This window comes from Pseudomonas berkeleyensis (assembly GCF_014109765.1).
Taxonomy (GTDB): Bacteria; Pseudomonadota; Gammaproteobacteria; order Pseudomonadales; family Pseudomonadaceae; genus Aquipseudomonas; species Aquipseudomonas berkeleyensis.
In genome coordinates, this window is the sequence record NZ_CP059139.1 from 2904955 (window position 1) to 2918096 (window position 13142).

12 protein-coding genes are annotated in these 13142 nt (G+C 60.0%); 5 read left to right on the forward strand and 7 right to left on the reverse strand.

All coding sequences use genetic code 11. The features are described 5' to 3' along the window. Positions 1-27 precede the first annotated feature (27 nt). Both HS968_RS13545 and infA read left to right on the forward strand, forming a co-directional pair. A complete protein-coding gene (locus HS968_RS13545) occupies positions 28-735 on the forward strand; it encodes an arginyltransferase (protein ID WP_182366389.1) in 708 nt (235 codons plus the stop codon). 138 nt (positions 736-873) lie between these two features. Then, positions 874-1092, forward strand: coding sequence for a translation initiation factor IF-1 (gene infA, locus HS968_RS13550; RefSeq protein WP_002553999.1), 219 nt, complete (start codon positions 874-876; stop codon positions 1090-1092). Between the two features lie 95 nt (positions 1093-1187). On the opposite strand, the gene clpA is transcribed toward infA, so the two are convergent. Together clpA and clpS are read right to left on the reverse strand one after the other, a co-directional pair. Further along, positions 1188-3458: an ATP-dependent Clp protease ATP-binding subunit ClpA gene (gene clpA / locus HS968_RS13555; RefSeq protein ID WP_106741029.1), complete on the reverse strand. Its 2271-nt coding sequence runs from the start codon at positions 3456-3458 to the stop codon at positions 1188-1190. Positions 3459-3487: 29 nt separating this feature from the next. After that, complete coding sequence (gene clpS, locus HS968_RS13560) at positions 3488-3850, reverse strand: ATP-dependent Clp protease adapter ClpS (protein WP_106741026.1); 363 nt, start codon at positions 3848-3850, stop codon at positions 3488-3490. Positions 3851-4082: 232 nt separating this feature from the next. On the opposite strand from clpS, the gene cspD reads away from it, so the two are divergent. Next, positions 4083-4352 carry a cold shock domain-containing protein CspD gene (gene cspD / locus HS968_RS13565; protein ID WP_119691357.1) on the forward strand — a complete coding sequence of 90 codons (270 nt, stop codon included), beginning with the start codon at positions 4083-4085 and terminating at the stop codon, positions 4350-4352. A gap of 71 nt (positions 4353-4423) precedes the next feature. Here cspD and icd read toward each other — a convergent pair whose 3' ends face one another. Then, positions 4424-5680: an NADP-dependent isocitrate dehydrogenase gene (gene icd, locus HS968_RS13570; RefSeq protein WP_106741022.1), complete on the reverse strand. Its 1257-nt coding sequence runs from the start codon at positions 5678-5680 to the stop codon at positions 4424-4426. Positions 5681-6041: 361 nt separating this feature from the next. On the opposite strand from icd, the gene HS968_RS13575 reads away from it, so the two are divergent. Continuing rightward, on the forward strand, positions 6042-8270 hold the full coding sequence (locus tag HS968_RS13575; protein ID WP_182366391.1) for an NADP-dependent isocitrate dehydrogenase: 2229 nt from the start codon (positions 6042-6044) through the stop codon (positions 8268-8270). Positions 8271-8391: 121 nt separating this feature from the next. Beyond that, positions 8392-8829, forward strand: a complete 438-nt coding sequence (locus tag HS968_RS13580; RefSeq protein ID WP_182366393.1) for an NUDIX hydrolase — start codon at positions 8392-8394, stop codon at positions 8827-8829. A gap of 56 nt (positions 8830-8885) precedes the next feature. Here HS968_RS13580 and HS968_RS13585 read toward each other — a convergent pair whose 3' ends face one another. The 4 genes from HS968_RS13585 to HS968_RS13600 all read right to left on the reverse strand — a co-directional run bounded on the left by HS968_RS13585 (position 8886) and on the right by HS968_RS13600 (position 13119). Next, entirely contained in the window at positions 8886-10268 is a 1383-nt protein-coding gene (locus tag HS968_RS13585; RefSeq protein ID WP_182366395.1) for a tripartite tricarboxylate transporter permease, read from the reverse strand. Then, on the reverse strand, positions 10268-10801 hold the full coding sequence (locus HS968_RS13590; RefSeq protein ID WP_238338844.1) for a hypothetical protein: 534 nt from the start codon (positions 10799-10801) through the stop codon (positions 10268-10270). Before HS968_RS13590 ends, HS968_RS13585 begins: the two co-directional genes overlap by 1 nt. A 126-nt stretch (positions 10802-10927) precedes the next feature. Continuing rightward, the gene (locus HS968_RS13595) at positions 10928-11836 is read right to left on the reverse strand and encodes a hydroxymethylglutaryl-CoA lyase (protein WP_182366397.1); all 909 of its coding nucleotides are present in this window, start codon (positions 11834-11836) and stop codon (positions 10928-10930) included. Further along, the gene (locus tag HS968_RS13600; RefSeq protein ID WP_182366399.1) at positions 11833-13119 is read right to left on the reverse strand and encodes a hydroxymethylglutaryl-CoA reductase, degradative; all 1287 of its coding nucleotides are present in this window, start codon (positions 13117-13119) and stop codon (positions 11833-11835) included. The genes HS968_RS13595 and HS968_RS13600 overlap by 4 nt, the downstream gene beginning before the upstream one ends. Positions 13120-13142 lie beyond the last annotated feature (23 nt).

Sequence of the window (13142 nt, forward strand, 5' to 3'; positions counted from 1 at the left end):
AGGCAAGGCTTTACCCGAGACGCGACCATGACCGAGCTGGCCCGCCTGAAGTTCTACGCCACTCAACCGCATCCATGCAGCTATCTGCCAGAGGAACAGGCGACCACCTTGTTCCTTGACCCCAGTCAGCCCATGGACGTGCTGGTCTATGCAGAACTCTCGGAAATGGGCTTTCGCCGCAGCGGCGACCACCTCTACCGTCCGCACTGCCAGCAGTGCAGTGCCTGCATCCCGGCACGCATTCCGGCCGCCCTGTTCACACCCAACCGCCAGCAACGGCGAATCCTCAAGCGCAACGAAGACATCAGCGTACGCTCCGTACGCCCGGTTTTCTCCGAGGAGTACTACTCGCTCTACGTGCGCTATATCGAGCAGCGCCATGCCGACGGCGACATGTACCCACCCAGTCGAGATCAGTTCTCCACCTTTCTGGTTCGCGACCTGCCCTTCTCGCGCTTCTATGAGTTCCGCCTGCAAGGTCGACTCGTCGCGATCGCCGTTACCGACCTTCTGCCAAACGGTCTCTCGGCGGTCTACACCTTCTATGACCCAGCTGAAGAGCGCCGCAGCCTTGGCCGCTTCGCTATCCTCTGGCAAGTCGGCGAGACCGCACGCCTGGGTCTGGAAGCCGTCTATCTTGGCTACTGGATCAAGAATTGCCGCAAGATGAACTACAAAACCCAGTACCGCCCGATCGAACTCTTCGTCAATCAGCGCTGGACGCTGCTCACCTAGACCCGCTTGACCACCCTCAAGTCAGCTCGACGAACCAAGCCCCTTGGCGCAGCCCCCTGTTTTCGGGCACAATGCACGCCGCTTTTGCCTGGCGCCAGTTGCACCGGGCCATTTCCTGGATACCGAGGGCTTTACTGCATGTCGAAAGAAGACAGCTTCGAAATGGAAGGCACTGTCGTCGACACCCTGCCCAACACCATGTTCCGCGTGGAGTTGGAAAACGGGCACGTCGTTACCGCGCACATCTCCGGCAAGATGCGCAAGAACTACATCCGCATTCTCACTGGTGACAAGGTGCGCGTCGAGCTGACACCTTATGACTTGAGCAAGGGTCGCATTACCTACCGCGCCCGTTAAGCCAAGCACCAAACGAAAACGCCCGGCATATGCCGGGCGTTTTCGTTGGTTCACTGAAAGCCGCCAGGGCTTTCAGTGACTTTGAAGCCATTCGATCAGGCGACCTCCGCCGCCGTCTCGAACTCGAAGCTTGGCTCGCCATCCTTGATGTCGACGTGCACCACGCCGCCATGCTCGGCCAGTTCGCCAAAGAGGATTTCCTCCGCCAGCGGACGCTTGATCTTGTCCTGGATCAGGCGTGCCATCGGTCTGGCCCCCATCATCACATCGTAGCCGCGCTCGGCCAGCCAGCTGCGCGCCGCGTCGCTGACTTCCAGCGTGACACGCTTGTCTTCCAGCTGCGCCTGTAGTTCGGTGAGGAACTTGTCGACGATGCTCTTGATGGTTTCGTGACTGAGACGACCAAACTGGATGATGGTGTCCAGACGGTTGCGGAACTCCGGCGTGAAGCTCTTCTTGATGACTTCCATGGCATCGGTGGAGTGATCCTGCTGGGTGAAGCCGATCGAGGCACGCGACGCAGTTTCCGCGCCGGCGTTGGTGGTCATGATCAGGATCACGTTGCGGAAATCCGCCTTGCGCCCGTTGTTGTCGGTCAGCGTACCGTGATCCATCACTTGCAGGAGCAAGTTGAAGACTTCCGGATGCGCCTTCTCGATTTCATCGAGCAGCAGCACGCAATGTGGCTGCTTGGTAATCGCCTCGGTCAAAAGGCCGCCCTGATCGAAACCGACATAGCCGGGTGGTGCACCTATCAGACGCGAGACGGTATGCCGCTCCATGTACTCGGACATGTCGAAGCGTACCAGTTCGATACCCATGGCCTTGGCCAACTGCCGCGCGGCCTCGGTCTTGCCGACACCAGTAGGACCGGCAAACAGGAAGGAACCGACCGGTTTGTCTGGCGCCTTGAGCCCGGCACGCGACAGTTTGATCGCGGTTGCCAGCGAATCGATGGCAGCGTCCTGACCGAACACGGTGAGCTTGAGGTCACGCTCCAGATTGCGTAGCAGCTCTTTGTCGGAACTGGAGACATGTTTTGGCGGAATTCGCGCGATCTTGGCGACGATGTCCTCGACCTGCGCCACCTCGATACGCGGTACGCGCTTGTCCTCCGGCTGCAGACGCTGGTACGCGCCCGCTTCGTCGATCACGTCGATGGCCTTGTCCGGCATGTGCCGGTCATTGATGTAACGCGCAGCCAGCTCGGCCGCGGCACGCAAGGCTTCATCGCTGTATTCGATATGGTGATGCTGCTCGAAGCGCGCCTTGAGCCCTTTGAGAATGCCGTAAGTGTCATCCACGGAGGGCTCGACAACATCAACCTTCTGGAAGCGCCGCGCCAGGGCGCGATCTTTTTCAAAGATGCCGCGAAACTCCTGGAAGGTGGTCGAACCGATGCAGCGGATCTCGCCAGACGACAGCACCGGCTTGAGCAGATTGGACGCATCCATCACCCCGCCCGATGCCGCACCCGCACCGATGATGGTGTGGATCTCATCGATGAACAGAATGGCGTGCGGGCGCTTGCGCAGCTCGTTGAGCAACGCCTTGAAGCGCTTCTCGAAATCGCCACGGTATTTGGTGCCGGCCAGCAACGCGCCGAGGTCGAGCGAATAGACCACGCTGTCTGCCAGCAGATCAGGCACCTGCTCATCGACGATGCGCTTGGCCAGGCCTTCGGCAATAGCGGTTTTGCCTACACCTGCCTCACCCACCAGCAACGGGTTGTTCTTGCGGCGCCGCGCGAGAATCTGCGCTACGCGCTCGACCTCGTGCTCACGCCCGACCAGCGGGTCGATACGCCCCTGACGAGCCAATTCATTGAGATTACTGGCATAAGCATCGAGCGGATTGCTTGAGGCAGACGATTCGCCGCCCTCCTCATCCTGCATTTCCTGGTCGTGCTCATGTTGATCGCCATGCCCCGGCACCTTGGAAATGCCATGGGCAATGTAATTGACCACATCGATACGCGCCACGCTCTGCTGCTTGAGCAGGAACACGGCCTGGCTTTCCTGCTCGCTGAAGATCGCCACCAACACATTGGCGCCGGTCACTTCGCGTTTGCCAGAGCTCTGCACATGAAACACCGCACGCTGCAAGACGCGCTGAAAGCCCAGGGTCGGCTGAGTTTCGCGCTCTTCATCATGCTGAGGGATCAGCGGCGTGGTGGAGTCGATGAACTCCTGCAGATCGTGGCGTAGCTTGTCGAGGTTGGCCCCACAGGCCCGCAGCACACTGGCTGCCGCCTCGTTATCCAGCAAGGCCAACAGCAGGTGTTCGACCGTCATGAATTCATGACGCTTGGCACGGGCCTCCTTGAAAGCCAGATTGAGGGTGACTTCGAGCTCTCGATTCAACATAGCTTCACCTCATACCCAAGTGGCCGGCGTTAACCGTCCTTCTCTATTTCACAGAGTAGCGGATGCTGGCTCTCTCGCGCGTACTGGTTGACCTGCATTGCCTTGGTCTCCGCAATATCGCGGGTGTAAACACCACACACCGCACGCCCTTCTGTATGGACGGCCAGCATGATCTTGGTCGCCAGCTCCCGATTCATGCCGAAAAAGGTTTCAAGCACTTCGACGACGAAATCCATCGGGGTGTAGTCGTCATTGAATAAGACCACCTTGTACATCGGTGGTGCCTGCAATGCTGGCTTGGATTCCTGAACAGCAACACCAGAGGAATCATCCTCATGCTCTGCCGGGCGATCCTGATTGAATGTTAGTCGAATCTGGCTACTTGCATGCATGCTGAAATCAGAGGTTCAGGGCCGGGCGAACAGGGATGCTAGAGGGAGTTTGACTGAGTTCTCAGCCGTCCGCCGCATAGCCTTGACTATCGGCAAAAGGGTGTTACAACCAATGAATACCCTATTAGCGGGTATCAGGGGTTCCGCACTTTCGCCCAGCCTGGTCGGTTATCGTGCGGAATCGAAGTGGATGATACTCCAGAGATGGAGTCCTTTGCAGAGGGATATCAGCATGCTCAGCGGTAAGGTCAAGTGGTTCAACAACGCCAAAGGCTACGGATTCATCCTGGCCGACGGCCGAGATGAGGACCTGTTCGCCCACTACTCGGCCATCCAGATGGAAGGTTATAAAACGCTCAAAGCCGGCCAGCCGGTTCGCTTCGAGATCGTGCAAGGCCCCAAAGGCCTGCATGCGGTCAACATCAGTGCCGCCACCACCAGCCAGGAAGTTCCTGCCGCTGTATCGGTGCAACAGAACGCCGCGAGCACTGCCGAAGCCTGATGATCCCCTGGCATATGCCATGAAAAAGGCCGGTCAATTGACCGGCCTTTCTTTGTCGCCTTACCGCATTCTTACATGTGCTTGATCATCGCATCGCCGAATCCGGAGCACGACACCAGGGTCGCACCGTCCATCAGACGCTCGAAGTCATAGGTCACGGTCTTGGCGGCAATAGCGCCATTGGTGCCCTTGATGATCAGATCCGCAGCCTCTGGCCAGCCCATGTGGCGCAGCATCATTTCAGCAGAGAGAATGACAGATCCCGGGTTGACCTTGTCCTGGCCGGCATATTTCGGCGCCGTACCGTGGGTCGCCTCGAACATGGCCACCGAGTCGGACAGGTTGGCGCCCGGCGCAATGCCGATGCCGCCCACTTCGGCCGCCAGAGCATCGGACAGGTAGTCACCATTCAGGTTGAGCGTGGCGATCACGTCATATTCGGCCGGGCGCAACAGGATCTGCTGCAGCATGGCGTCCGCGATCACATCCTTGACCACGATGTTCTTGCCGGTCTTGGGGTTCTTGAACTGCATCCAGGGCCCGCCGTCGAGCAGTTCGGCGCCGAACTCTTCGCGCGCGATCTCGTAGCCCCACTCCTTGAAGGCCCCCTCGGTGAATTTCATGATGTTGCCCTTGTGCACCAGGGTCACCGAGCCACGGTCGTTATCCACCGCGTACTGCAACGCCTTGCGTACCAGGCGCTTGGTGCCCGCTTCGGAAACCGGCTTGATGCCGATACCGCACATATCGGTGAAGCGGATCTTCTTGACGCCCATTTCCTCGGTGAGGAACTTGATGACCTTCTCCGCTTCCGGGCTGCCGGCCTTCCACTCGACACCGGCGTAAATGTCTTCGGAGTTTTCGCGGAAGATCACCATATCCACGTCACCCGGTTTTTTCACCGGACTGGGTACGCCTTCGAACCAGCGCACCGGACGCAGGCAGACGTAAAGGTCCAGTTCCTGGCGCAAGGCCACGTTGAGTGAGCGAATACCACCGCCAACAGGCGTGGTCAGCGGGCCCTTGATCGAAACGACGTAATCACGCACGGCCTCGAGGGTTTCTTTCGGCAGCCAGGTGTCCTGGTCATAAACCTGAGTGGCCTTCTCTCCGGCGTAGACCTCCATCCAGGAAATCTTGCGCGCGCCGCCATAGGCTTTCTCGACGGCGGCATCGACGACCTTGATCATCACCGGGGAAATATCGACGCCGATGCCATCACCCTCGATGAACGGGATGATCGGGTTGTTCGGAACATTCAGCGACATATCGGCATTAACGGTGATTTTGTCACCGCTAGCTGGCACCTGGATCTTTTGGTATCCCATGCTGGACTCCATCTTGTGGTTAGACAGTGTGCATCCCCGAGAGTAGCGCAAACCCAACGAGCGAGACACATGTGCAAAGGTCTTATTCATCTGGGCATTCTGCGACGAGGTGCCGCAGTGATATACTGCTTAGGTGACTAACGAGTCATAAGGGGCGACCTGCCTGGAACCAGGTAGCAACCTCTTGAAACCGGTTGATGGCCACCACTGTCAGCCGGCTCGAACCGCTCGACACTCTACGGGTGCATCCAACATCACCGCGGCGAGTCCTCGACCCAGCTCCGCCACCATGGGGCTCAAGCGCCTACCCGCGCAGGTCGAGTTTCTATGCGCGCTCAGCAAAGAAGAGAGTTAACCCTAAATGTCCACCCCTTCGAAGATCATCTACACCTTCACCGACGAAGCTCCGGCCCTCGCTACCTACTCGCTTCTGCCCATTGTAGAAGCCTTTGCCGCCTCGGCTGACATCTCCGTCGAAACCCGCGACATCTCTCTTGCTGGACGGATCCTGGCAAGCTTTGCCGACCGTCTGGATGCCGACAAGCGCATCGATGACGACCTGGCCAAACTGGCCGAGCTGACCCTGCAGCCGGATGCCAACATCATCAAGCTGCCCAACATCAGTGCCTCCGTTCCGCAGCTCAAGGCAGCCATCGCCGAACTGCAAGCCCAGGGCTACAGCATCCCCGATTTCCCGGAAGATCCGCAGAGCGAAGAAGACAAAGAAGTTCGCGCCCGCTACGCCAAGGTACTGGGCAGCGCCGTGAATCCGGTTCTGCGCGAAGGCAACTCCGACCGCCGCGCCCCGGCCGCGGTCAAGGCCTATGCCCGCAAGCACCCGCACAGCATGGGCAAATGGAGCATGGCTTCGCAGTCCCACGCCGACTACATGCGTGGCGGCGACTTCTTCTCCAGCGAGCAGTCGATCACCATGGCCAAAGCCGGTGACGTACGCATTGAATTCGTCAGCAAGGACGGCAAGGTAGAGGTGAAGAAAACCCTGCCCCTGCAAGACGGCGAAGTGCTGGACAGCATGTTCATGAGCTGCAACAAGCTGCGCGCCTTCTTCGAGAAGACCCTGCAGGACTGCAAGGAAACCGGCGTGATGTGGTCCCTGCACGTCAAGGCGACCATGATGAAGGTCTCCCACCCGATCGTCTTCGGCCACGCGGTCAGCGTTTACTACAAAGACGTGTTCGACAAGTACGGCGACCTATTCAAGGAACTGGGCGTCAATCCGAACAACGGCATCAGCAGCGTCTACGACAAGATCAAATCCCTGCCGGCCTCGCAGCAGGAAGAAATCCTGCATGACATCCACGAGGTCTATGCCCATCGCCCGGAAATGGCCATGGTCGACTCGGTCAAGGGCATCACCAACCTGCACATCCCGAGTGACGTGATCGTCGACGCCTCCATGCCGGCGATGATCCGCAACTCCGGTCAGATGTGGGGCAAGGACGGCAAGCAGAAAGACACCAAGGCCGTCATGCCTGAGAGCACCTACGCTCGCATCTACCAGGAAATGATCAACTTCTGCAAAACCAACGGCGCCTTCGACCCAACCACCATGGGCAGCGTACCGAACGTCGGCCTGATGGCGCAGAAAGCCGAAGAGTACGGCTCCCACGACAAGACCTTCGAAATGACCGCCGACGGTACCATGCGCGTCGTCGCTGCCGATGGCACCGTGCTGATGCAGCATGAAGTCGAAGCTGGCGATATCTGGCGCGCCTGCCAGACCAAGGACGCGCCGATTCGCGACTGGGTCAAGCTGGCCGTTACCCGCGCCCGCCAATCCGGCACCCCGGCCATCTTCTGGCTGGATCCGGAGCGCGCTCACGACCGCGAACTGCAAAAGAAAGTCGAGCTGTACCTCAAGGATCACGACCTGAGCGGTCTGGATATCCGCATGATGGGCTACAACGAAGCCATCCGCGTCTCCATGGAGCGCATGATTCGTGGCCAGGACACCATCTCGGTGACCGGCAACGTGCTGCGTGACTACCTGACCGACCTGTTCCCGATCATGGAGCTGGGCACTTCGGCCAAGATGCTGTCCATCGTTCCGCTGATGGCCGGTGGCGGCATGTACGAAACCGGCGCCGGCGGTTCGGCTCCGAAACACGTACAGCAACTGGTAGAAGAGAACTACCTGCGCTGGGATTCCCTGGGCGAGTTCCTGGCCCTGGCCGTCTCGCTGGAAGAAACCGGCATCAAGACCAACAACGCCAAGGCCAAGGTACTGGGCAAGACCCTGGATCAAGCCACCGGCAAGCTGCTGGACAACAACAAGTCCCCGGCGCGCAAGGTTGGCGAAATCGACAACCGTGGTAGCCACTTCTACCTGGCACTGTACTGGGCGCAAGCCCTGGCCGCCCAGGACGAAGATGCAGCGCTGAAAGCGCAATTCGCGCCGCTGGCCAAGCAGCTCACCGAGCAGGAAGCCACCATCGTTGGCGAACTGGCCGCCGTACAAGGCAAGCCGGCCGAAATCGGTGGTTACTACCGCTCCAACCCTGAGCTGACCAGCAAGGTGATGCGCCCAAGCGCTACCTTCAACGCCGCTCTGGCTGCGCTGAACGCCTGATAAAGGCTTCGACGTGAAAAGAACCCCGGCCTGGTGCCGGGGTTCTTTTTTATGGCGCAATGCTGAAAATGGCCCAGGCCATATCGGCACACCCGCACATCGTCCATCTGGAGCAACGGAAATGGAGTGGCAACCCCATATCACCGTGGCCACGGTCATCGAAGACCAGGGCCGCTTTCTGTTCGTCGAAGAATTCAAAGCCAGCCGCCTGGTACTCAACCAACCAGCCGGGCACCTGGAAGCCAATGAATCGCTACGCGAGGCCGCGCTGCGCGAAACCCTCGAGGAAACGGGCTGGGATGTCGAGCTGACCGGCCTGCTCGGCATCTACCTTTACACGGCGCCGAGCAATGGCGTCACTTACCAACGCGTGTGCTTCAGCGCCCGCCCCGTGCACCACGACCCGCAGCGCGAGCTGGACACCGACATCAGCGGTATCAGCTGGCTAACCCGTGATGAACTGGCCGCTCAACCCGAGCGCTGGCGCAGCGAGCTGGTATTGCGTTGCGTGGACGACTACCTGGCCGGTATCAGCGGATCGCTGGAGCTGCTGCGATAACACGGAGGCCTGTTGACGCGGCAGCGCAATCGCACTGCCGTGATGAACCGCCCCGCTCACCTCAACAGAGCCAACATCGCCGGAACGCTCAGCACCGCCGTGTAGTACCCCATGAATTGCACGCCGATATTGAAACCCAGGAAGCGCGCCAGGAAACCACCAAGCAAGCCGATGGTGACGACCACCAGTACCCCCAGCAGGCCGCCCTCCCAGATACCCACGACCAGTGCCAACCCGATGAAGGTGGAAATCACCGCCTCGTGACTGATCTTGCGGAACACGAAGGACGCAGCCCGGTGAGCAAAGCTCATGGAAAAGGGATAGGCGATCAGGATGGCGATAACCACCGCCAACATGCCGTAGCCGAAGAACTCCCAGTAATTCAACAGATTGTGCAGGTTATTGACCTCGCCAGTCGCGCTATCCACGGTAAATCGCGGCGGCGCGTTGAACAGCGGCGCAGCTGGCCCTGCGGCTACCGGGCTGAGCGGTAGACCGAAGGCAATCAGGGGAATGAGCGCTTCCGCGATATAGGTCGATTCGGTTACGCCATTGCGCGCGGTAATCACGGTGGTCAGTCGCTCGTATGCCTGCTTGATACGTGCGCCGATCACCTCGCCCATGATCACGGTCATGGCCACTGGGCTGAAGACGAAGGTGGCACTGGTGACACTGGCAGCCATCGCGGTCATGCGCCTCTGGCGCTTGTTGATCACCCGCAACGGATTGGGAAAGTAGCCTTTCCAGCTTTTCATGTCCGGAGCCAGGGAAAAGACCCGAAACCCGTCACGGCGCATCTTCTCGCGCTCGACCGGCGCCAACAGCGAGAACAGTGAGGCAATCAGCGGTGCGACTGCAATACCGAGGAAATAGCTGACAGCCAGCTTGACGTCGTATTGAGCCGTCAGTGACTGCAAGGCAACGATGACCAGCACGAACGGCAGCAACGCCAGCACCGAGGCCCAGCGGCCAGCCGAAAAATAAGCGATGGCGAAGGCCGCACAGAGGAAAACCCAAGGCGCGAACTGCTTGATCACATCGCCGAATGGCGCCAGCAACACCGCGAACAGCACCGACAACGGTACGGCGATCAGAGCGGCCAGCGCGCCGCCAGTGATCATCTTGCGCAAGGCCACGTGAGGCACGCCGAGCCGGCGCAAGTAGTTGGCGTCACCGATGAGCGCAGTCGCCATCGTGTCGCCGGGAATTCCCAGCAGAGCTGTCGGCACCGCGTGGGTCATATGCTTGGCGACCGCACCAGCCAGGAAGAAGGTGAGAATGCCGGCCGGCGGCGCCCCGAGCATCACGACCAACAGGGTAAGGGGAGCCAGGGTCGTGGTTTCATCGGTTCCTGAGACCAGGCCGATCGCAGAGAACAGCACCGCGCCGAACAAGCCAAGCGCCAAAGCCATCAGGATTTCGTAGAGCAGCCCTTCCATCACGAGCGCCCTCCGCTTGGTTGCAGGGACGCATGCGCATCCAGCCCGACGTCAGCCGCTGGCTCACGTGTAGCCTCCTCTCGGAGTTGGGCATCGCGAAATAGCTCGTAGAGGCCCAGATCGTGCAGCTCGGCAAGCACTTCGGGTGAGGTTTCCTCAAGGCGACCAAGGCTGCCGTACTCCTTGAGCAGGTCATTGACCACCTGCTCACGAAACGCAGGATCTGCGACATGCTCGATCACATCCCTTTTTGGTTTGAACAAGATGGCACTGATCGTACCGCCACCCAGGCAGCCCAGAATCCCGAACAACATGGCGTAGGCTCTGGCCATCTGCGTCGTATCCAGGATGCCGGCAAGAATCCATAGCGCCAGTGCATAGGTACCGAGGCTGACGACGGAGCTGACAAGGATGGCCAGCACAAGGTGCCTGGCATCCACGGTGTCGCCCCACACCTCATAGAGGTTGCCCGTGTCGCGTATGACGTCGTCATTGGGCGGCGTTGCCGCCGATCTGGCAAGTTCTTGAGTCATGATGTCCCTCGCCCTCACGGGCTCTTGTTGTTATTGAGGAAGCAGTTGCCTGGACGACCGCGAAGCCGTCACTCATTGGTTATTGCTAGGCTGACAGGCGTCTCTACCGGCCCTCTGATGCGTTCATCACTGATTGGACGCCCTGCTGCGCAAAGCAGTCGCCACCCGTGAGGCCGAGGCTTTGCCTAATGCCTTATCGATAAAGGCCCCTGCTTCGAGCAGTGCAGGAAGATCCACACCGGTCGCCACTCCCTGGCCCTGGAACAGGTAGACCAACTCTTCGGTTGCCACGTTGCCAGTGGCGCCTGGTGAGTAAGGGCAACCGCCCAGCCCGGAAATCGAGCTGTCGAACACCCGCACACCAGCCTCCAGAGCAGCCTGGACGTTGGCGACTGCCATGCCGTAGGTGTCATGAAAGTGCCCGGCCAACGCCGTGATAGGCACCTCGCTGGCGCAGGCCTCCACGAGCCGCCTGGTGCTACCTGGTGTACCTCTGCCGATGGTGTCGCCCAGGCTGATCTCGTAGCAGCCCATGGCATACAGCTCACGGGCGACTCGAACCACATCGACCACCGGCACATCACCGCTGAACGGGCAACCCAGCACGCAGGAAACGTAGCCACGTACCGCTACGCCCTGCTCTGCGGCTTTGGCAAGCACAGGCTGGAAGCGCTGCAGGCTTTCATCGATGGAACAGTTGATGTTCTTCTGCGAGAACGCCTCGGATGCCGCCGCGAACACGGCGACCTCCCGGCAATCGACCTCCAGCGCAGCATCCAGCCCCTTGAGGTTAGGAACCAGCGCCGTGTAGGTAACCCCTGGGCGCCGTCCAAGTCGTCGCAGTACCTCATCGGAGCCGGCCATCTGCGGAACCCAGCGCGGCGAGACGAAAGCACCTGCCTCCAGGGTTCGCAATCCAGCTGCGGCCAGACGCTCGATCAGCTCCACGCGTATCTCCACTGGTAGCGCCTGGGCCTCGTTCTGCAGGCCGTCACGTGCACCGACCTCGACCAGCTTCACTGCATCCATGGTCATTGCCCACGCTTCTCGCGCAGCAGAACCTCCGCGCGGTCAGCACGTACATCTCGCGCCTCGACCATCAGCTTGACCAGCCAGTCAACCTCATCGCCACGAGCGCCAGCCGACAGGGCGACATTGCGCGCATGCAAGGCCATGTGGCCGCGCTGAATGCCTTCGGTGGCCAGGGCACGCAAAGCCCCGAGGTTTTGCGCCAAGCCCACGGCGACCGCTATTTCGCCCAGTTCCTGCGCGCTCTTCACACCAAGAATGCGCAGCGACAACTGCGCCAGGGGATGCGTCTTGGTAGCGCCCCCCACCAACCCCAGCGGCATGGGCATTTCAATCGTGCCGACCAGGTGGCCTTGGCTGTCCTTCTCCCAGGTGGTCAGGGAGCCGTAGTGACCATTGCGACAGGCATAGGCATGGGCGCCAGCTTCCACCGCTCGCCAGTCATTACCGGTGGCCACCACCAATGGATCGATGCCATTCATGATGCCCTTGTTGTGCGTGGCAGCTCGGTAAGGGTCGATAGCCGCAAAGGTATAGGCATCTATCACCCCCTCGATGACCTCTGCCCCTTTGTACTCTGGCGTGTCCAGATGCTCCGGCGCGATGCGCACCTGGGCGCGAGCCAAGCGCAGATCGGCGAGGTTGGAAAGAATGCGCAAACGCACCTTGCCTCCCGTGAGCTGCTCCATCAACGGCGCCACCGCCTCCGCCATGGTATTGACCGTATTCGCCCCCATGGCATCGCGCACGTCGACGATCAGGTGAGCCACCAGCATCGGCCCTCGCGGGCTGTCGATGAAGGTGTGCACTTCGATATCGCGACAACCGCCACCCAGGCTGTTCAGCAACTGATCCTTGCTGTTGGCCAGGGCGATGATCTCTTCCTTGCTGCGCAACAGGCTGAGCCGCGCATTGCAGGGATCGCTGACACCGATGATCTGTACCTGAGCACGCATCAATGGCGCACTGCTGGAAGTCTGGAAACCACCGGATTGACGGGCCAGCTTGGCCATGAACGAAGCCGCGGCAACCACCGAAGGCTCCTCCACCACCAGCGGAATCACTACATCCCTGCCGTTGATGTGAAAGTTGCTCGCCAGTGCGTAGGGTAACTCGAACGTGCCAACCACGTTCTCGATCATGCCGTCGGCGATTTCAATTGGCAGGGCACCGGCATCACGTAGAAGAGCGAAGTCCTCGACAGGCAGACCGAGCAATTGCTGAACGTAGTCGAGACGTTTCGAGGGCGACAGATTGCGGAAATTGGGCAGGCGGGAGTCGATAGACATGGGGGGCTCTCTTGGAGTCGTTT